The sequence below is a fragment of the Pseudomonas sp. GW531-T4 genome, from assembly GCF_017349615.1.
GTDB lineage: Bacteria > Pseudomonadota > Gammaproteobacteria > Pseudomonadales > Pseudomonadaceae > Aquipseudomonas > Aquipseudomonas chlororaphis_I.
In genome coordinates this window covers 277,365-295,993 of record NZ_JACMZT010000001.1, presented here as the reverse complement: position 1 = coordinate 295,993, position 18,629 = coordinate 277,365, and the positions used below count along the sequence as shown (strand labels likewise).

The window sequence follows — 18,629 nt, the reverse complement described above, 5'->3', positions numbered from 1 at the left end:
CGCGGCGCTCTCAGGTCCATCGCGAGCAAGCTCGCTCCTACAGTGGCGCCACTATCGTCCTTAACTGATCGGCACTAGCCGGCCAGGGCTGCGTTTTTCTGCTTGGGGCCTGCTGGCGGGCTCAGTGCCCGGCCACCACCCGGCTCGAACCCTCGGCCGGCCCGGCGTACACCGGGCCGAGGCGATCCAGGCGCCCGCTCCAGGCGGTCAGGGCCAGGGCGCCCAGCACCACCAGGCCACCGATCCAGGCGGTGTGGATCAGCCCCAGGTGGGCGACGATCAGGCCGCCACCCCAGGCGCCGCCGGCGATGCCGAGGTTGAAGGCGGCGATGTTCAGGCCCGAGGCCACGTCCACCGCCTGCGGGGTGTGGTGTTCGGCCTGGCGCACCACGTAGACCTGCAGGCCCGGTACGTTGCCGAAGGCCACGGCGCCCCACACCAGCACGGTGGCCAGTGCCAGCCACGGGTTGTCGGCGGTGAAGGTGAGCAGCAACAGCACGCCGGCCAGCAGGGCGAAGATGATCTTCAGGGCGCTGATCGGGCCGCGCTTGTCCGCCAGCTTGCCGCCCCAGATGTTGCCCACGGCGACCGAGATGCCGTAGACCAGCAGCACCAGGCTGACGGAGCTGGCGCTGAAGCCGGAAATGTCCTGGAGAATCGGCGCGAGGAAGGTGAAGGCGATGAACGAGCCGCCGTAGCCCACCGCGGTCATGGCGTACACCAGCAGCAGGCGCGGTTGTTTCAGCACTTGCAGTTGTTGCAGCAAGGACGCCGGTTTGCTGTGGGCGATGTTTTTCGGTACGTAGATCAGGCTGCCGATAAAGGCGATCACACCCAGCACGGACACGGCGAGGAAGGTTTCGCGCCAGCCGAAATGCTGGCCGATAAAGGTCCCCAGCGGCACACCGGTGACCAGGGCCACGGTCAGGCCGGTGAACATGATGGCAATCGCGCTGGCGGCTTTCTCCTTGGGCACCAGGCTGGTGGCGATGGTCGAGCCGATGGAGAAGAACACGCCATGGGCCAAGCCGGTGACGATGCGCGCCAGGACCAGGGATTCATAGCTGGGCGCTTGCCAGGCCAGCAGGTTGCCGAGGGTGAACAGCACCATCAGCGACAGCAGCAACAACTTGCGCGGGACCTTGCCGGTCAGCGCGGTGAGCCCCGGCGCGCCGACAGCGACGCCCAGGGCGTACAGGCTGACCAGCAGCCCGGCGGACGGCAGGCTGACGCCGAGGTCGGCGCCGATGGTGGGTAACAGGCCAACGATGACGAACTCGGTCGTCCCGATGGCGAAGGCGCTGAGGGTCAGCGCGAGCAAGGCAATGGGCATGGCTGCAACTCCGGTGGATTCGATAATGGAGCGCAGTGTCCGGATTCGACTCGTGCGGAAAAATAGCGGTTTCGGTATTTGATATTTGACCTGCGAGCAAATATCGAATGGTCAGGCTTCTGTAGGAGCGAAGCTTGCTCGCGATTAAACCGACGCGATGCCCCAGGCCGCCCGTGGCCCAACGTCAGTGGCGAATCAACCGGGTCCGCAGTTCAAGGCTGGCCTGCGGCTCGAGGTCCAGCCAGAAATGCTGTTTGCCGGCGATCTCGGCGGCCGCGGGCAGGCCGTCGCGGTACACCAGCCGGTTGCCGGCCAGGGCCGGAACCTTCTGCCCGGGCAGCAGGGTGCCGGCGAGGTTCAGCGGGTCGACGCCACACACCGCGGTCAGGCTGCCATCCAGCGGGCGCCGGCGAACTTCGCGCAACAGGGCGATGGCCTCGGGCAGGGCGAACTGCTCGCCGGCCAGGCCGCTGACAAAACGCCCGCCACGGATTTCGCCGCGGGCCTCCAGCCGATGGAAAGTGCGCAGCAGTTCGCGCCAGCTCGGCAGCCAGTCGGCCTCGCGCTCCAGCAGGCGCCAGAACACCACGCCATAACGTCGCAACAGGGTCATGGCGATGTGTTCCAGGGTGTCCGGTGGGAGTGCCTGCGCATGGCTGCCGACGCCCTCCAGCACCTGCGACGGGCGCCGTAGCAGGGCCCAACGCCCCGCATCGTCCATGCCGCCGACCAGCGCTCCGCGCCCGCGTCGGCTGCTGCGGGCCTGGCGCTTGCTGGCCGGGGTGATCAAGGCGCGCAGGCCGGCAAAACTGTCGGCATTCACCAGCCCGGCGGCCACCAGTTCCTGCAGGGCGATCTCCAGTTCGGTGCGCAGGACATGGGCTTCGTGCTGTAACTCATCGAAGAACAAGGCGCCGTGCTGGCTCAAGGCTTCATGGACCTTCTGTGCCTTGGGCGACAGCTCGCTGCTGTCGGGTTGCGCGCCCAAACCGCTCCACAGCGCGACCTGGCTGCGGGGCAGCAACACGATCGGCGTGTTGCGCAAGGTTGCACCAGCGGCTTTGTGCGGGGCGCTGAGGCGGCTCCAGACCACCTTGCCGTTGCGGCACAGCTCATCCAGCCAGGTGGCGGAGTAATCCTTGATCCGCGCCGGCAGCAGGTCGCTGTCCCAGGCACCGGCTGCGGCGGCATAGCCCTCGAACTGGGCGACCGTCTGCGCCAGCATGGCGCTGCCCTGGCCCTGGGTGGCGCTGGACAGGTGCTGCCAGTCGAACAGAAAGCGCATCAAGTCCTGCAGCGATACCGGTTCGATCTCCCGGCGCAGGCGTTTGACGGTGTAGCGATGAATCCGCGCCAGCAGATGCCGTTCGCACCACTCCTCCCGGACCTCGCCGGGGCTGAAGCGGCCGCGCAGCACATAACCTTCGCTTTCCAGTTGCGCCAGGACCTGGGCGACCTCGCTGGCGCTCAGGCCCAGGGGCGCGGCGATGCTCTCCAGCGGCAAGGGGCCGAAGCCGCTGAGCCGGGCTCGAATCACCTCCAGCAGCGCTTCATCGCGCTGCCATTGCTCATCGAAGCCGGGCAGAGCCTCGAGGACCGGTTGCAGCGGCTCCTGTGGATAAATCGCCCGCAGGCAACCCAGGCGCTCGACGGCCAGCCACAGGGCCTGCTTGTCGTCGATCTGCAACCGGCTGGCGCGGCCGCTGTCCGCCAGGGCTTGCAGCCAAGCGCTCCACTGCGGGTTGGCTTGGGTCTCGTGCTCGCCGATGCAGGCCAGGCTTATCAGCGCTTCATGCATTTCATCCGGGTTGCCGGGGGCGGGCCAGGCTTCCTCGCGCACCGACTGGATGGCCTCGGCATCCAGGGCGCCGAGGTCGTCGCTGGATTCGGGGTCGCTCCAGCGACGGCTGAGCACGGCCTGGGTCCGCCGCTCTTCCAAAGGCGCATCGTCGAGGAAGGTGTAAGGCCGGGCGCTGAGGATCTCCGCGGCCAGGGGCGAGGGCGCTGGCAGGTCGCGGCTGATCAGGCGCAACTCGCCGCGTTCCATGCGCCGCAACAGCTTCAGCCAGCCCTCGCTGTCCATGGCTTCGTGCAGGCAGTCGTCCAGGGTCTGCTCCACCAGCGGGTGATCGGGAATCTGCCGTTCGCCGGCGAGGTTTTCCAGGCAAGCGATCTGGTCGGGAAACACGCTGGCGATCAGGTCTTCGCTTTTCATCCGCTGGATCTGCGGCGCCACCTTGCGCCCGCCGACAAAGCGCGGCAGCGCCAGGGCCACCCCGGCATTCCAGCGCCAGCGCACGCCGAACAGCGGCGCGTCCAGCACCGCCTGGACCAGGATGTGTTCGGCGCCGTTGCTGTGCAGGTAACGCCAGACTTCGTCGAGCTCGAAACTGTGGCTGGTGGACAGCGACAGCACGATGGCGTCTTCGCTGGCGGCGGCCTGCAGTTCGAAGTTGAAGGTGCGGCAGAAGCGCTTGCGCAGCGCCAGGCCCCAGGCGCGGTTGATCCGGCTGCCGAACGGCGTGTGGATGATCAGTTGGGTGCCGCCGGACTCATCGAAAAAGCGCTCCATGATCAGCGTGTCCTGGGACGGCAGCGCGCCCAGGCTCTGGCGTGCGCGGGCCAGGTAGTCGACCAGTTGTTCGGCGCTGGCGGCGTCCAGGCCAAGGCTGTCGCCCAGCCAGTCGAGGGCCGGCTGCAACTGGCCGGGCGTGGCGCCGAGCAGTGCGTCGAGCCGGGCCAGCAGGCGCGCCACGGCAAACGACAGTTCGGCGCTGCGCCCGGGGGCTTCGCCAAGCCAGAACGGAATGGTCGGCGGCTGGCCGTGGGCGTCCTCGACCCGCACCCGGCCGGTTTCCACCCGCAGGATACGGTACGAGGTGTTACCCAGCTGAAACACATCGCCGGCGATGCTTTCCACCGCGAAGTCTTCGTTGACGCTGCCGATATTCAGCGCCTGGGGCTCCAGCAGCACGGCGTAGTCGGCGTTGTCGGGGATGGTGCCGCCACTGGTCACCGCCGTCAGCTGGCTGCCCCGCCGGCCGCGCAGGCTACGGTTGACGGCATCGCGATGCAGGTAGGCGCTGCGAATGCCCTGGCGCCCGTTGTAGCCCTCGGCGAGCATGCGCAGCAGCGCCTGGAAATGCCCTTCGTCGAGGTCGCTATAGGGCGAGGCGCGGCGGATCATTGCCAGCAGCGGCTGTTCCTGCCATTCCTGGTTGCTGACTTCGGCGACGATCTGCTGCGCCAGCACATCCAGCGGCGCCCTGGGGATCTGCAGGGTGTCGAGCTCGCCGCGGTGCACGCAGTCGAGCAGGGCGGCGCATTCGATCAGGTCGTCGCGGGTCAGGGCGAACAGGCGGCCCTTGGGCGTGCCGCCGACCTGGTGCCCGGAGCGCCCGACCCTTTGCAGGAACGCCGAGATCGAGCGCGGCGAGCCGACCTGGCACACCAGGTCGACATCGCCGATATCGATGCCCAGCTCCAGCGAGGCGGTGGCGATCAGCACCTGCAAATCGCCGCGCTTGAGGCGTTGTTCGGCGTCCAGGCGAAACTCCTTGGCCAGGCTGCCGTGGTGGGCGGCCACCGCGTCGTTGCCCAGGCGCTCGCTCAGGTGACGGCTCAGGCGTTCGGCCAGGCGCCGGGTGTTGACGAACACCAGGGTGGTGCGGTGTTCCCGCGCCAGCTCGGCGATGCGTTCGTAGACCAGCTCCCAGACGTCGTTGGCCATGACCGCCGACAGCGGCACGGGCGGCACTTCGATGGCCAGGTCCCGGGGCCGGGCGTGGCCGATGTCGACGATCTCGCAGGGGCGTTCATGACCGACCAGGAAACGCGACACCGCTTCGATGGGCTTCTGCGTGGCCGACAAGCCGATGCGCGTCAGTGGTTCGCCGCACAGCGCTTGCAGGCGCTCCAGGCTCAACGCCAGGTGGCTGCCGCGCTTACTGGCGGCGATGGCGTGGATCTCGTCGACTATTACCGTGCCCGTGCTGGCCAGCATCTGCCGGCCAGAGGCCGAGCCCAGCAGCACATACAGCGATTCGGGGGTGGTCACCAGGATATGCGGCGCGCTCTTGCGCATGGCGCTGCGGTCTTTTTGCGGGGTGTCGCCGGTGCGCACCGCGGTGCTGATGCGCAACTGTGGCAGGCCCATGCGTTCGAGCTGTTGGGTAATCCCGGCCAGCGGGTCTTGCAGGTTGATCTGGATATCGTTGCTCAGGGCCTTGAGCGGCGAGACGTACACCACCAGGGTCTGCTCCGGCAGCGTGCCACCATTTTCCAGGCCACGATGCACCAGCTCGTCGATCACCGCGAGGAAGGCGGTCAGGGTCTTGCCCGAGCCGGTGGGCGCGGCGATCAGGGTCGAGCGGCGCTGGCGGATCAGCGGCCAGGCCCGGGCCTGGGCGGCGGTCGCCGCTGGGAAGCAGCTGTTGAACCAGGCGCTGACCGCGGGGTGGAAACCCGGCAGGGCGTCGGTGGGGATCTGGGGAAGGTTCATGCACAACGTTATGCGACCGCCGGGGCGAAGTTGCAAGGCTGTCTCGTCAGTGGCTACACGGACACCACGTGCTCTGTAGCCGCTGCCGCAGGCTGCGATCGAGCTGGGCGGCATTCCGACGTAGCGGTCGTAAAACCAGCCAATGCGATTTTCCAGACAGATCGCGGACTCAGGGTTTGCGGCAACTGCGTTGCCGATCGCAGCCTCGCGGGGCTCGGCAGCGGCTACAGAGGGGCGGTATGACCGACGGCGCTACACTTTCTCAGTGACGGTTGCGCCGGAAACCCGCAAAATGCAACGATTCTGAGCAATATTCATGGCCAAACCCGCGGGTCTGGCCGACTCAAACCATCGTTCCGAACAGATTGGGCCTGCTGACTCTATGCGAATGCGCCTTATGTTACTGGGCGGCGGAAATGCCCTTGGGCAGGCGCTGATTCGCCTCGGTGCAGAGGAAGACATCGGTTTCCTTGCCCCCCGTCCGCCGCAAGACGGCTGGGATGCCGCGAGCCTGACGCAACTGCTCGACGACACCCGTCCGGATGCCTTGATCAACCTTGCGTACTACTTCGACTGGTTCCAGGCGGAGAGTGTCCCCGAGGCACGCCTGGCCAGCCAGGAACGGGCGGTCGAGCGGCTTTCCGAGCTGTGCCAGCATCACAACATCATTCTTCTGCAGCCTTCCAGCTACCGCGTGTTCGACGGTTCGCGGGCCACCGCCTACAGCGAAAAGGACGAACCGGTACCGCTGGGTCTGCGTGGCCAGGCCTTGTGGCGGATCGAGCAGAATGTGCGCGCCACCTGCCCGCAGCATGTGCTGCTGCGTTTCGGCTGGCTGCTGGACGACAGCGCCGAAGGCACCCTGGGGCGTTTCCTGGCGCGTGCCGAGCAGCCCGAAGAGCTGCTGCTGGCCGACGACCGCCGGGGCAACCCGACGCCGGTGGACGATGCTGCCCGGGTGATCATTTCCGTGCTCAAGCAACTCGATTGCGCCGCGCCGCTGTGGGGCACCTACCACTACGCCGGCCATGAGGCGACCACGCCGCTGGCGCTGGGCCAGGCGATCCTCACCGAGGCCCGCAGCCTGCATCCGCTGGCTATCGAGGCGCCGACCGCCCAGGCCCACGCTGCCCGGCCGGACGCCGCCGAAGAGCCGCAGCACGCGGTGCTGGCCTGCAAGAAAATTCTGCACACCTTCGGGATCAAGCCACGTGCCTGGCGCGCGGCGCTCCCGGCTCTACTGGATAGGTTTTATCGTCATGGCTGATGGCCCAATTCTGATCACCGGCGGTGCCGGTTTCATCGGTTCGCACCTGACCGACGCTTTGCTCGCCAAGGGTTACTCGGTGCGGATCCTCGACGATCTGTCCACTGGTAAACCCAGCAACCTGCCGCTGGACAACCCGCGGGTCGAACTGATCGAAGGCGACGTCGCCGATTCGGCCCTGGTGGCACGGGCGATGAGCGGCTGCCGTGCGGTCGCGCACCTGGCGGCGGTCGCCTCGGTGCAGGCTTCGGTGGACGATCCGGTGCGTACCCACCAGAGCAACTTCATCGGCACCCTCAACGTCTGCGAAGCCATGCGCCAGGCCGGCGTCAAGCGCGTGCTGTTCGCTTCCAGCGCGGCGGTCTATGGCAACAATGGCGAGGGCGAATCGATCGACGAAGACACGCCCAAGGCGCCACTGACGCCCTATGCCTCGGACAAGCTGGCCAGCGAGTACTACCTTGATTTCTATCGCCGCCAGCATGGCCTGGAACCGGCGATCTTCCGCTTCTTCAACATCTTCGGGCCGCGCCAGGATCCGTCCTCGCCGTACTCAGGGGTCATCAGCATCTTTTGCGAGCGCGCGCAGAAAGGCCTGCCGATCACCGTATTCGGCGATGGCGAGCAGACCCGTGATTTCATGTATGTCGAAGACCTGGTGGACGTGCTGGTGCAGTCCCTGGAAATGCCGCAGCTGGAAGTCGGCGCGGTGAATATCGGCCTGAACCAGGCCACCACCCTCAAGCAATTGCTCGAGGCCCTGGGCGAGGTGGTGGGGCAGTTGCCACCGATCAGCTACGGCCCGGCGCGTTCGGGGGATATTCGCCATTCGCGGGCGAACAACCAGCGCCTGTTGCAGCGCTTCAAGTTCCCCGAGCCGACCCCGATGAGCGTCGGGCTGGCACGTTTGCTGGGCCTCTGAGCTTTCCCCCAGCGATGAAAAAAGGCGCCTTTGCAGGCGCCTTTTTTTGTCTGGCCGATTTAGAACTTGTAGCCCAGGCCGACCATGTAGACCCATGGATCGACGTCCACGTCGACCTTGGCCCGGGTGCCGCCGGCGACCGCGTTGTTGTTCACGTAGGCGGTGGTGTCGATGTCCACGTAACGCACCTGGGCGTTGATCATCACGTTGTCGGTCAGCATGTAGTCGGCACCGACCTGCCAGGCCAGGCCCCAGGAGTTCTTCGCCCGGAAGTTGTCGAAACCGGCGGCGCTGGCGCGGCTGCCGACGTGTTCGTCATAGATCCAGGTGTAGTTGATACCGGCACCCACGTAAGGCTGGAAAGCGGCCTTGTGGTCCAGCGGGTAGTACACGACGCTCAGGGTCGGTGGCAGGTGCTTGAGGGTACCGAGCTTGCCGTTGGCGGCGTCCAGCGCGGTGCCCTTGAGCTTCACGTCATGCTCGAACGGGGTGGCCGCGAGCAGTTCGATGCCGATGTTGTTGGTCAGCATGTAGGCGAAGTTCAGGCCCAGCTGGGTGTCGCTGCTCATGGTCGCCTTGCCGCCGAGGTTGGCACCGGCCAACGGACCGCGGTCGACCTTGACGTCGCCGCTGTCGGCTTTCGGATTGACGGTGATGGCACCGGCGCGAACGATGATGTCGCCCGCTTCGTGGGCGTGGGCGAGCGGGGCGGCGAGCGCGAGCGCGAACAGGGAGGCGCTGAGCAGGGACTTGTGCATGGGAGCTCCAAAGGACGATTCGAGTTGGCTAGGTCCAATGGTAAGGATCGTCAAGGAACAGGCTTTGACTCAGCTCAATGAAAACCGGATCAGCGTGGGAGCGAGACGCTCGGGGGGCGCTCCGGGCGCTTTGGAATCGATCGCGAGCAAGCTCGCTCCTACATGAACAATGCAGTTCCCTGTAGGAGCGAGCTTGCTCGCGATGAGGTCATGTACGGCACTGCAGAACCGGTGGTTTCACTCCTGCAATTCGTACACGTAGATCTTCTGCGCCTCCATCTGGTAACCCGCGTCGGCGATGTCGCTGGTGGACGCCTTGACCTGCATCGGCCCCTCGATCCAGTACGGCTGATACAGCTCGTCGAGCTTCACGCCGACCTCGCTTTTCACGTGCACGATCTGGTTCGAGGGCGGTGGCGGTACGTGGATACAGGCGCCGAAATACGGCACCAGCAGAAACTCCGTGGTGCGGCCTTCCTCACTGACTTCCAGCGGCACTATGTAGCCAGGCAGGCGCACCGACAGGCCGTCCAGGCTCTGCACCACCGGGGCGTTGGGCATCTCCTGCTTGGCCGCCGGGGCGGACTCGGCGGCCAGGGCGTCGCTCATCTGCGACAGGTCGTGCAGCGGCTTCATGTTCGGCACTTCCGCCGGCGCGTCCGGCGGGATCATTTCCGACCAGGCCAGGTCCCGCGGTTCGGCGGCCCACAGTGGCAGGGCGACCAGCATCAACAGCGCAAGCAGGGCACGGGGCATGCCGGAGCTCCTCATGACTAGAGACCTCATGACTAGAGACCTCATAAACGGATGGACAGGCCATCGGCCAGCGATTGTCGGTAGGCGCGCCAGGCCGGCACGCTGCCCATCAGCAGGGCGGCGATCAGGATACCGCCGAGCAGCGTCCACTCATACTCGCTCGGCCAGGCCAGCGGCAGGTACAGGCCGTAGGTCGACTGCACATAACCCTGGGCCAGGGCGATGCCGAGGTACAGCAGGCCGAGCCCGGCGAGCACGCCGAACAGCGCCAGGGCGAAGGCTTCCAGCACCAGCAAGGTCGCGATATGCCAGGGGCGGGCGCCGACCGAACGCAGGATCGCCATCTCCCGGCGGCGTTCGTTGAGGCTGGTGAGGATCGCCGTGAGCATGCCGATCAGGCCGGTCAGTACCACGAACAACGACACCACGAACAAGGCTTTTTCCGCGGTGCCCATCAGGCTCCACAGCTCTTGCAGGGCGACCCCGGGCAGGATCGCCAGCATCGGTTCGCCGCGGTATTCGTTGATCTCGCGCTGCACGGCGAAGGTGGCGATCTTGCTGTTCAGGCCGAGCATGAAGGCGGTGATCGCTTGCGGCGTCAGGTCCATGTTGCGTGCCTGGTCGGCGCTGATGCGGCCGTTGCCCTGGGCCGGCACGCCGTTGTGCCAGTCGATGTGGATCGCCTCCATGCCGCCGAGGCTGATGTGCAGCGTGCGGTCCACCGGGGTGCCGGTGCGCTTGAGGATGCCGACCACGGTGAAGGGTTTGTCGTCGTGCTTGACCAGGCTGATGGCCGCCACGCCGTGGGCCAGCACCAGCTTGTCGCCGAGCTTGTAATGCAGGGCCTCGGCGACTTCGGCGCCGAGCACCACTTCGAACGGATCGCTGGCGAACTCGCGGCCGCTGGCCAGTTGCAGGTTCTGCTGGTGGCCGTACTGGTAATGCTCGAAGTAGGCCTCGGTGGTGCCCATTACCCGGTAGCCGCGATGGGAATCGCCGAGGGAAATCGGGATCGCCCATTTCACTTTCGGGCTATTGGCGAAATGCTCGAAGCTGTCCCAGCGAATGTTGTTGGTGGCGTTGCCGATGCGGAACACCGAATACAGCAGCAGGTTCACCGAACCGGAGCGGGCGCCGACGATCAGGTCGGTGCCGCTGATGGTGCTGGCGAAACTGGCGCGGGCTTCGGTGCGCACCCGCTCGACCGCCAGCAGCAGGCAGACCGACAGGGCGATGGCGAAGGCGGTGAGGATCGCGGTGAAGCGGCGGTTAGCCAGGCTGGCCATGGCTAGACGGAACAGATACATCTCAGACCTCTGCGGGCGTGGCGGCGCGATTGAGTTCGGCCAGCGACAGGTTGCGATCGAACAGCGGCGCCAGGCTCTGGTCATGGCTGACGAACAACAGGCTGGCCCCGGCCTCGCGGCATTCGGCGAACAACAGGCGGATAAAGGCTTCGCGGGCGTCGTAGTCCAGCGCCGAGGTCGGCTCGTCGGCGATCACCAGTTCCGGCTGGCCGATCAGTGCGCGGGCGGCGGCGACCCGTTGTTGCTGGCCGATGGACAGCGAGTCGGCGCGGCGTTCGAGCAGGTCGGGGTCTTTCAACCCCAGGTGGGCGAGCAGGGTGGCCGCTGCCTGGTCGACACTTCCATGGCGCTGCACGGCGCGGCCGGCGCGCAATCTGGAGAAGTGGCAGGGCAGCTCGACGTTCTCGCGCACCGAGAGAAACGGCAGCAGGTTGAACTGCTGGAAGATGTAGCCGGTGTGATCGACCCGGAAGCGGTCGCGGGCGCCGGCCGAGAGTTCGGTCAGCTCCTGGCCCAGCAGGCGGATGCTGCCACAATCGGGTTTCTGCACGCCGCCGAGCAGGCCGAGCAGGGTGGTCTTGCCGCTGCCGCTGGGGCCCTTGAGGAACAGCGTTTCACCCGCTTCCAGGCGAAATGCCGGGATATCCAGCAACTGCGGATGGCCGGGCCAGCTGAAGCCCAGGTCGGACAATTGGATAAGTGCTTGGGTCATGTTGGGCCGATCATGGTGTGAGTTTTGTAGCCGCTGCCGAAGGCTGCGATAAGGTCCGCAGAACCTTCCGGGGGCCTCAAGAGCAACGACCCCTTCGGGCTCGATCGCAGCCTGTGGCAGCGGTTACAGGAGTCGCGGTCAGAACTTCAGGCTGGCGGCCTTGGAGGTCGCTTCCACGCCTTGCTGGCCACTTGGCGAGATGAGTTGTACCTGAATTTTCTGGGTAGCGGGGAAGGTCTTGAACACGCCGGCCAGGTCCAGGCTCTTCAGCGCGCCCGGCGTGGCACAGGTGAACTGGTAGTGCGCATGGATCTCGCTGTGTTCGTGGTGATGCTCGTGGCCGTTGGCATCCTTCGCGTCGTCATGGTCTTCGTCGTGATCCTCAGGCTTGTCGCCGAACAGCGGGCTTTCCAGTTCCTGTTGCGCCACCACGCAACCGGCGGCGGGCGGCAGGCTGAACAGCGCCAGCGGTTTTTCCAGCTGGGCCCGCACGGCGGCGACCTTGGCCTTGTCCGCGTCGGTGCTGGCCGCGTGTTCGAAACCCACCAGGTTCATCGCCGGGCTTTCCAGCTCCAGCTCCAGGGTCTGGCCGTCCAGCGCGGCGTTCAGGCGAGCCACGCCATGCTCGTGAGCGCCGAGGCTGCCGTGCTCATGGTCGTGATCGTGTTTTTCGGCCGCGTGAGCGATGGCCAGGGGCAACAGGGCGAACGGCAGGGCGAGCAGCAGACGACGCATGGCAAGTCTCCGGAGCGAACATGAAAAAAATGTTATGTAATCTTATAACAAGAGTGGCGAGAGTTTGACCGCCTGCTTGGCGTTGCGCAAGACGCATGGGAGCATGCTCGTCAGAAAAGATCGGGAGCAGAGCGATGGTGCGGATTCGTGGAAGCATCGGCGAATGGCCGGTGGATTTGACCCTGGAACTGGACGAGGCCGACTGGGATCAGCTGAGTGCCCGGCTGGGGGCGCCGTTGCAGGCGGCCAAAGCCGAAAGCGGTGCGCCCGTGGCCAAGCCGGCGAGCCAGGACGATGCGCTGTGGCAGATCGCCAGGGACTTGCTGCGCAAGGCCGGGCAATTGAGTGGCCCGGACCTGCTGGAGCAATTGGAAGGCCTGACCGGCAGCGCCGCGGCGGGCAAGCGCCTGCTGGTGCGCCTGCGCCATAGCGCACAGGTCAAGGTAGTGAGCGGCGGCGATACGCCGCTCTACAGCTGGATCGAGTAGGCGAGGGCTGAGCCGGCTTGCGATAAGCCGGCGCGGCTACCAGTTATGAATCAGTACAGCGCGGCAAACAGCTTGCGGCGGTAGGTGGTCACCAGCGGGTGATCGTTGCCCAGCAGTTCGAACACTTGCAGCAAGGTCTTGTGCGGCAGGCCTTCGTTGTAGCCGCGGTTGCGAATGAACAGCTTGAGCAGGGCATCCAGCGCCGCGTCGTACTGCTGGCGCGCCAGTTGCTGGATGGCCAGCTGATACGCCGCCTCGTCGTCCTGCGGGTTCTGCGCCAGGCGGCTTTTCAGGTCGGCGCTGTCCGGCAGGTCGGCGGCCTGCTTGAGGAAGGTGATCTGCGCCTTGGCCCCGGCCAGCGCGGCTTTGTGCTCATCACCGGTGACCGCGTCGAGCACGGTCTGGGCTTCACCCAGTTCACCGCGTTCGGCCAGGCAGCGGGCGTAGAGGATCAGTGCTTTGGCGTTGCTGTTGTCTTCGCCCAGCAGCACTTTCAGCGTGGCCTCGGCCTCGGCGATGCGGCCTTCGGCGAACAGCGCTTCAGCCAGTTCCAGCGGATCGGCGGCCTTGGGCGGCGGCATCTGCACATGGGGTTCGAGCATGGTGCGCACCGCGGATTCCGGTTGCGCCCCGGCAAAGCCGTCCACCGGCTGGCCGTCCTTGAACAGCACCACGGTCGGCAGGCTGCGAATGCCGAAGCGGGCGACGATGTCCTGCTCGATATCGCAGTTGACCTTGGCCAGCAGCAGCTCGCCCTGATAGCTCTCGGCGATCTGTTGCAGCATCGGCATCAGCGCCTTGCAGGGCGCGCACCATTCGGCCCAGAAATCCACCAATACCGGCTTGTGGAACGAGTTCTCGATCACCGACTGGTCGAAGTCGGCGGTGCTGGCGTCGAAAATGTACGGCGTGTCCTGACTCATGGGGGATCTCGAAAAAACGTGAATGGAACCACTATAAGGCTTGGCGGGGGGCGGCTGAAAGCGGGGCATGGGGTGACCGCTAGATTGTTTCGCGGGCAAGCCTCGTTCCTACAGGCGGCGTTTCTTTTGTAGGAGCGAGGCTTGCCCGCGATAGGCCACAACGTGGCCCGTCCTCTATCAATCACGCTGCGCGTGATACAGGCTCACCTCGCGGAACTCCCAGGGCTCGGCCAGATCCGGCAGGGTCAGGGCGTGGAGCATTTCCAGGCGTCGGTACAGCGGATGCTGGAAGTCCTTGACCCGGGAGTCCGCCACCAGCGCCTGGCGTCCGCGGCTGAGGAATTCATCCAGCAGCGGCAGGTTGGCACGGTCATAGAGCACGTCGGCCACCAGGATCAGGTCGAAGCGGTCGGCTTCCGCGAAGAAGTCCGTGGAGTAACCCAGTTCAACCCCATTGAGCGCGGCATTCGCCCGGCAGGCGGCAATGGCCAGCGGGTCGAGATCGCAGGCCACCACTTCCAGCGCGCCGGCCTTCAGCGCCGCGATGCCGGCCACGCCGGAGCCGGCGCCGAAATCCAGTACCCGCTTGCCTTGCACCCACTGCGGCCGCTCGGCCAGGTAGCGCGCCAGGGCCAGGCCGCTGGCCCAGCAGAAACTCCAGTACGGCGGTTCGTGGAGGATTCGCCGGGTTTCTTCCGGGGTGAAGGCGCGGTTCATATTGTCGGCATCGATCAACCACAGCTTCAGCTCGGTGTCCGGCAGTTCGCAGGCCACCAGCTGGGCATCGCCCAGCAGGTCGCTCAGGGCACGTTGCAGGTCGAGCGGTGGGGTCATGGTGCTTTGACAAATTGCAGCTGGCCCACGGCCTGGGTGGTCGGCTGGGTGATGAGTCGCGCCGGCAGGTGCAGGATCAACTGGCCGGACTGGCTGGCGCGGCCGCGCAGTTCGACGCGGGCGCCCACCGGGAAGACGTCGGGGTTGAAGCGCAGGCGAAACGGCAGGATCTTGTTGTTGCCGATCAGGTTGCTGCTGGCCAGCAAACGTTGCGGCCGGCCGCGCTCGTCGATCACCAGCAGCGCCAGTTCCACTTCGGCACCGCTCGGTACGCCCTGTAGGGTCCCGCTCAGTTCACGCTGGTAGGCCGGCAGCGGGCCGAGGTCGGTGGATTCACGGGCTTTTTTCACACTCTGCTGGGGCGGCACGGTGGAGGCGGCCGGTTTCGGGGCGTCGCTGCTGCAAGCCACCAGCAGGCTGAAAAGGCTGAGCAGAACGAGCGGTCGTAGTGGCATGCGAAGCTCCAACAAGGCGAAATTCCATGTGCAAAACATAATAGTCGGTCTGTATACCGTAAAGGCTATGGCTTGTCTTGCCAGTGGGATGCGCTACCATGGCCCTCCCTTTTTTTGTTGCCTGCCACCATGCACTGTCCCTTCTGCGGTGCCAACGACACCAAGGTCATCGACTCGCGTCTGGTCGCCGAAGGCGAACAGGTGCGCCGCCGGCGTGAATGCCTGGCCTGCGGTGAACGTTTCACCACTTTCGAAACCGCCGAACTGGTGTTGCCGCGCCTGATCAAGACTGACGGCAGCCGTCAGCCCTTCGACGAAGAAAAACTCCGCGCTGGCATGCAGCGCGCCCTGGAAAAACGCCCGGTCAGCGTCGAGCGCCTGGAAGCCGCGCTGGTGCATATCAAGCACAAGCTGCGCGCCACCGGCGAGCGCGAGGTCAAATCCCTGGTCGTTGGCGAACTGGTGATGGCCGAGCTGCAAAAGCTCGATGAAGTGGCTTATATCCGCTTCGCCTCGGTCTACCGGCGCTTCCAGGATCTCAACGAGTTCCGCGAAGAGATCGACCGTCTCGCCCGCGAGCCGGGCAAAGAATGAACATCTCCGGCGAACAGGCGGTACTCGACGCCCACTACATGGCGCGAGCCCTGGAGCTGGCCGCCAAAGGCCGCTTCAGTACTCACCCCAATCCGCGGGTCGGTTGCGTGATCGTGCGCGACGGCCAGGTCGTCGGCGAAGGCTGGCATGTGCGGGCCGGCGAGCCCCATGCCGAAGTCCACGCCTTGCGTGCCGCCGGTGCCAACGCCCGTGGCGCCACCGCTTACGTGACCCTCGAGCCCTGCAGCCATCACGGCCGTACGCCGCCGTGCGCCGATGCCTTGGTGGATGCCGGCGTGGCGCGGGTCGTGGCGGCGATGCAGGACCCCAACCCGGAAGTCGCCGGCCGTGGCCTGCAGCGCCTGGCCCAGGTCGGCATCGCCACCCACAGTGGGGTGATGGAGCAGGAAGCCCGGGCGCTCAACCGGGGTTTCCTCAAGCGCATGGAACACGGCCTGCCGTTCGTGCGGGTCAAGCTGGCCATGAGCCTGGACGGGCGCACCGCCATGGCCAGCGGCGAAAGCCAGTGGATCACCGGCCCCGCCGCGCGTTCCGCGGTGCAGCGCCTGCGGGCCGAGGCCAGCGTGGTGTTGACCGGTGCCGACACGGTGCTGGCGGACAACGCCCGACTGACCGTGCGTGCCGAGGAACTGGGGCTGGACGCGGAACAGACCGCCCTGGCCATGAGCCGTCCACCCTTGCGCGTATTGATCGACGGCCGCCTGCGGGTGCCGCTCGATGCGCCCTTCTTCAAGGCGGGGCCGGCGCTGGTCGCTACCTGCGCCGCGGTGGAGGAACAGTACGCCAACGGTCCGGAATGCCTGATCGTGCCGGGTGTCGATGGCCAGGTGGACCTGCGTCGGCTGCTGAGCGAGCTGGCCGCACGCGGCGTCAACGAGGTGCTGGTGGAAGCCGGCTCGCGCCTGGCGGGGGCATTTGCCCAGCAAGGCTTGGTGGACGAGTACCAGATCTTTGTCGCCGGCAAGTTCCTTGGTTCCTCGGCGCGACCGCTGCTCGATTGGCCGCTGACGCAGATGCGCGAGGCGCCGCAGCTGAAAATCATTGAAATGCGCGCCGTAGGCGATGACTGGCGAGTCATTGCCATTCCTCTGCCAGCAGCGAGCGTATAATTTCGGGCCTTCGCCACGCGGCGACCTTGTTCTCGAGGAGGACTCCATGTTTACAGGCATCATCGAATCCATCGGCAGCATCCGCGCATTGAGCCCCAAAGGCGGCGATGTACGGGTGTATGTGGAAACCGGCAAGCTCGACCTGGGCGACGTGAAGCTGGGCGACAGCATCGCGGTGAACGGCGTCTGCCTGACTGCGGTGGAACTGCCGGGCGACGGCTTCTGGGCCGACGTCAGCCGCGAGACCCTGGATTGCACCGCTTTCCATCAATTGAAGGCCGGCAGCCGGGTCAACCTGGAAAAGGCCCTGACTCCGACCACCCGCCTGGGCGGTCACCTGGTCAGCGGCCACGTCGACGGTGTCGGCGAGGTGGTGGCCCGGGAAGAAAATGCCCGCGCCATCCAGTTCCGCATCCGCGCGCCCAAGGACCTGGCCAAGTACATCGCCCACAAAGGCTCGATCACCGTCGACGGCACCAGCCTGACGGTCAACGCGGTCAATGGCGCCGAGTTCGAGCTGACCATCGTCCCGCACACGCTGGCCGAAACCATCATGGCCGACTACCGGCCGGGCCGTCAGGTCAACCTCGAGGTCGACCTGCTGGCGCGTTACCTGGAGCGCCTGCTGCTGGGCGACAAGGCCGCGGAGCCTTCGAGCGGCGGCATTACCGAAAGTTTTCTGGCCGCTAACGGCTACCTCAAATCCTGAACCTCAAATTTTGAAAGAAGGGGGGTGCCGCGTGGCGCTCAACAGCATCGAAGAACTGGTTGAAGACATCCGCCAAGGCAAGATGGTCATCCTCATGGATGACGAAGACCGCGAGAACGAAGGCGACCTGATCATGGCCGCCGAGTGCTGCAAGGCCGAGCACATCAACTTCATGGCCAAGCACGCCCGCGGCCTGATCTGCATGCCGATGAGCCGCGAGCGTTGCGAGCTGCTCAAGCTGCCCTTGATGGCGCCGCGCAACGGTTCCGGGTTCGGCACCAAGTTCACCGTGTCCATCGAGGCCACCACCGGCGTGACCACCGGCATCTCCGCCGCCGACCGTGCGCGCACGGTGCAGGCGGCTGCCGCCAAGGACGCCAAGGCCGAAGACATCGTCAGCCCGGGCCATATCTTCCCGTTGATGGCCCAGCCGGGTGGCACCCTGGCCCGCGCCGGCCACACCGAAGCCGCCTGCGACCTGGCGCGCATGGCCGGTTTCGAGCCGAGCGGGGTGATCTGCGAAGTGATGAACGACGACGGCACCATGTCCCGTCGCGCCGAGCTGGAAGCCTTCGCCGCCGAACACAACATCAAGATCGGCACCATCGCCGACCTGATTCACTACCGGATGATCCACGAACGTACCGTTCAGCGGATTGCCGAGCAGCCGCTGGACAGCGAGTTGGGCCAGTTCAACCTGGTGACCTACCGTGATTCGGTGGAAGGCGACGTGCACATGGCGCTGACCCTGGGCAACATCTGCGCGGAAGAGCCGACCCTGGTTCGCGTGCACAACATGGACCCGCTGCGCGACCTGCTGATGGTCAAGCAGCCTGGCCGCTGGAGCCTGCGGGCCGCGATGGCCACGGTGGCCGAGGCCGGCAGCGGCGTGGTGCTGTTGCTGGGCCACCCGCTGGACGGCGACGTGCTGCTGGCGCATATCCGCGAAACGGCCGAGCACGCGCCTGCGAAAAAACCGACCACCTACAGCATCGTCGGTGCCGGTTCGCAGATCCTGCGCGACCTGGGCGTACGTAAAATGCGCCTGATGAGTGCGCCGATGAAATTTAATGCGATATCCGGTTTCGACCTGGAAGTTGTAGAATACGTGCCCTCCGAATAAAAGCCGGTTGTTGCGGGCTTGAAATTCGCGGTTCAAATATCACTAGTGAGCGCGTAGTGAACGCGCTCCGGCTCTTTAAGAG

General features: G+C 65.8%; 17 protein-coding genes. 7 read left to right on the top strand and 10 right to left on the bottom strand.

What is annotated here, in order from left to right:
• Window positions 1–121 precede the first annotated feature (121 nt).
• Together J4D28_RS01410 and J4D28_RS01405 are read right to left on the bottom strand one after the other, a co-directional pair.
• The gene (locus J4D28_RS01410; protein ID WP_103330771.1) at window positions 122–1,333 is read right to left on the bottom strand and encodes an MFS transporter; all 1,212 of its coding nucleotides are present in this window, start codon (window positions 1,331–1,333) and stop codon (window positions 122–124) included.
• A gap of 184 nt (window positions 1,334–1,517) precedes the next feature.
• Window positions 1,518–5,834: a DEAD/DEAH box helicase gene (locus tag J4D28_RS01405; protein ID WP_103330770.1), complete on the bottom strand. Its 4,317-nt coding sequence runs from the start codon at window positions 5,832–5,834 to the stop codon at window positions 1,518–1,520.
• Window positions 5,835–6,216: 382 nt separating this feature from the next.
• Here J4D28_RS01405 and J4D28_RS01400 point away from each other — a divergent pair, with 382 nt between their 5' ends.
• Window positions 6,217–7,101, top strand: coding sequence for a sugar nucleotide-binding protein (locus J4D28_RS01400; protein WP_023969342.1), 885 nt, complete (start codon window positions 6,217–6,219; stop codon window positions 7,099–7,101).
• Window positions 7,094–8,023 (top strand): NAD-dependent epimerase/dehydratase family protein, encoded by a 930-nt coding sequence (locus J4D28_RS01395; protein WP_103330769.1) that lies wholly within the window; start codon window positions 7,094–7,096, stop codon window positions 8,021–8,023. The genes J4D28_RS01400 and J4D28_RS01395 overlap by 8 nt, the downstream gene beginning before the upstream one ends.
• Window positions 8,024–8,082: 59 nt before the next feature.
• Here J4D28_RS01395 and J4D28_RS01390 read toward each other — a convergent pair whose 3' ends face one another.
• The 5 genes from J4D28_RS01390 to J4D28_RS01370 form a co-directional block, all read right to left on the bottom strand.
• The gene (locus tag J4D28_RS01390; protein WP_009051101.1) at window positions 8,083–8,781 is read right to left on the bottom strand and encodes an OmpW family protein; all 699 of its coding nucleotides are present in this window, start codon (window positions 8,779–8,781) and stop codon (window positions 8,083–8,085) included.
• Window positions 8,782–9,018: 237 nt separating this feature from the next.
• Complete coding sequence (locus tag J4D28_RS01385; protein ID WP_041987488.1) at window positions 9,019–9,537, bottom strand: DUF3299 domain-containing protein; 519 nt, start codon at window positions 9,535–9,537, stop codon at window positions 9,019–9,021.
• 41 nt (window positions 9,538–9,578) lie between these two features.
• Window positions 9,579–10,844 (bottom strand): ABC transporter permease, encoded by a 1,266-nt coding sequence (locus J4D28_RS01380; RefSeq protein ID WP_038635565.1) that lies wholly within the window; start codon window positions 10,842–10,844, stop codon window positions 9,579–9,581.
• A gap of 1 nt (window position 10,845) precedes the next feature.
• Window positions 10,846–11,556: an ABC transporter ATP-binding protein gene (locus tag J4D28_RS01375; RefSeq protein ID WP_009051098.1), complete on the bottom strand. Its 711-nt coding sequence runs from the start codon at window positions 11,554–11,556 to the stop codon at window positions 10,846–10,848.
• Between the two features lie 138 nt (window positions 11,557–11,694).
• The gene (locus J4D28_RS01370; RefSeq protein WP_016702660.1) at window positions 11,695–12,291 is read right to left on the bottom strand and encodes a DUF2796 domain-containing protein; all 597 of its coding nucleotides are present in this window, start codon (window positions 12,289–12,291) and stop codon (window positions 11,695–11,697) included.
• A 134-nt stretch (window positions 12,292–12,425) separates the two neighbouring features.
• Between J4D28_RS01370 and J4D28_RS01365 the strand changes: the two genes are divergently transcribed.
• Window positions 12,426–12,779 (top strand): hypothetical protein, encoded by a 354-nt coding sequence (locus J4D28_RS01365; RefSeq protein ID WP_016702661.1) that lies wholly within the window; start codon window positions 12,426–12,428, stop codon window positions 12,777–12,779.
• 50 nt (window positions 12,780–12,829) lie between these two features.
• Here J4D28_RS01365 and trxA read toward each other — a convergent pair whose 3' ends face one another.
• The 3 genes from trxA to J4D28_RS01350 form a co-directional block, all read right to left on the bottom strand.
• A complete protein-coding gene (gene trxA, locus J4D28_RS01360; RefSeq protein WP_028683460.1) occupies window positions 12,830–13,702 on the bottom strand; it encodes a thioredoxin in 873 nt (290 codons plus the stop codon).
• A 177-nt stretch (window positions 13,703–13,879) separates the two neighbouring features.
• Window positions 13,880–14,536 (bottom strand): methyltransferase, encoded by a 657-nt coding sequence (locus J4D28_RS01355; RefSeq protein ID WP_028683461.1) that lies wholly within the window; start codon window positions 14,534–14,536, stop codon window positions 13,880–13,882.
• Entirely contained in the window at window positions 14,533–14,991 is a 459-nt protein-coding gene (locus tag J4D28_RS01350) for a hypothetical protein (RefSeq protein WP_009051093.1), read from the bottom strand. Before J4D28_RS01350 ends, J4D28_RS01355 begins: the two co-directional genes overlap by 4 nt.
• 129 nt (window positions 14,992–15,120) lie before the next feature.
• Here J4D28_RS01350 and nrdR point away from each other — a divergent pair, with 129 nt between their 5' ends.
• The 4 genes from nrdR to ribBA are packed head-to-tail and all read left to right on the top strand — an operon-like array spanning window position 15,121 to window position 18,547.
• A complete protein-coding gene (gene nrdR / locus J4D28_RS01345) occupies window positions 15,121–15,585 on the top strand; it encodes a transcriptional regulator NrdR (protein ID WP_007924133.1) in 465 nt (154 codons plus the stop codon).
• Window positions 15,582–16,715 (top strand): bifunctional diaminohydroxyphosphoribosylaminopyrimidine deaminase/5-amino-6-(5-phosphoribosylamino)uracil reductase RibD, encoded by a 1,134-nt coding sequence (gene ribD, locus J4D28_RS01340; RefSeq protein WP_009051092.1) that lies wholly within the window; start codon window positions 15,582–15,584, stop codon window positions 16,713–16,715. Before nrdR ends, ribD begins: the two co-directional genes overlap by 4 nt.
• A gap of 46 nt (window positions 16,716–16,761) precedes the next feature.
• The gene (locus tag J4D28_RS01335) at window positions 16,762–17,424 is read left to right on the top strand and encodes a riboflavin synthase (RefSeq protein WP_009051091.1); all 663 of its coding nucleotides are present in this window, start codon (window positions 16,762–16,764) and stop codon (window positions 17,422–17,424) included.
• A gap of 31 nt (window positions 17,425–17,455) precedes the next feature.
• Complete coding sequence (ribBA, locus tag J4D28_RS01330; RefSeq protein ID WP_016702666.1) at window positions 17,456–18,547, top strand: bifunctional 3,4-dihydroxy-2-butanone-4-phosphate synthase/GTP cyclohydrolase II; 1,092 nt, start codon at window positions 17,456–17,458, stop codon at window positions 18,545–18,547.
• Window positions 18,548–18,629: the final 82 nt, after the last annotated feature.

Coding starts and splice junctions, on each gene's coding strand:
- J4D28_RS01410 (WP_103330771.1), bottom strand. CDS start 1,333: ATGCCCATTGCCTTGCTCGCGCTGACCCTCAGCGCCTTCGCCATCGGG.
- J4D28_RS01405 (WP_103330770.1), bottom strand. CDS start 5,834: ATGAACCTTCCCCAGATCCCCACCGACGCCCTGCCGGGTTTCCACCCC.
- J4D28_RS01400 (WP_023969342.1), top strand. CDS start 6,217: ATGCGAATGCGCCTTATGTTACTGGGCGGCGGAAATGCCCTTGGGCAG.
- J4D28_RS01395 (WP_103330769.1), top strand. CDS start 7,094: ATGGCTGATGGCCCAATTCTGATCACCGGCGGTGCCGGTTTCATCGGT.
- J4D28_RS01390 (WP_009051101.1), bottom strand. CDS start 8,781: ATGCACAAGTCCCTGCTCAGCGCCTCCCTGTTCGCGCTCGCGCTCGCC.
- J4D28_RS01385 (WP_041987488.1), bottom strand. CDS start 9,537: ATGCCCCGTGCCCTGCTTGCGCTGTTGATGCTGGTCGCCCTGCCACTG.
- J4D28_RS01380 (WP_038635565.1), bottom strand. CDS start 10,844: ATGTATCTGTTCCGTCTAGCCATGGCCAGCCTGGCTAACCGCCGCTTC.
- J4D28_RS01375 (WP_009051098.1), bottom strand. CDS start 11,556: ATGACCCAAGCACTTATCCAATTGTCCGACCTGGGCTTCAGCTGGCCC.
- J4D28_RS01370 (WP_016702660.1), bottom strand. CDS start 12,291: ATGCGTCGTCTGCTGCTCGCCCTGCCGTTCGCCCTGTTGCCCCTGGCC.
- J4D28_RS01365 (WP_016702661.1), top strand. CDS start 12,426: ATGGTGCGGATTCGTGGAAGCATCGGCGAATGGCCGGTGGATTTGACC.
- trxA (WP_028683460.1), bottom strand. CDS start 13,702: ATGAGTCAGGACACGCCGTACATTTTCGACGCCAGCACCGCCGACTTC.
- J4D28_RS01355 (WP_028683461.1), bottom strand. CDS start 14,536: ATGACCCCACCGCTCGACCTGCAACGTGCCCTGAGCGACCTGCTGGGC.
- J4D28_RS01350 (WP_009051093.1), bottom strand. CDS start 14,991: ATGCCACTACGACCGCTCGTTCTGCTCAGCCTTTTCAGCCTGCTGGTG.
- nrdR (WP_007924133.1), top strand. CDS start 15,121: ATGCACTGTCCCTTCTGCGGTGCCAACGACACCAAGGTCATCGACTCG.
- ribD (WP_009051092.1), top strand. CDS start 15,582: ATGAACATCTCCGGCGAACAGGCGGTACTCGACGCCCACTACATGGCG.
- J4D28_RS01335 (WP_009051091.1), top strand. CDS start 16,762: ATGTTTACAGGCATCATCGAATCCATCGGCAGCATCCGCGCATTGAGC.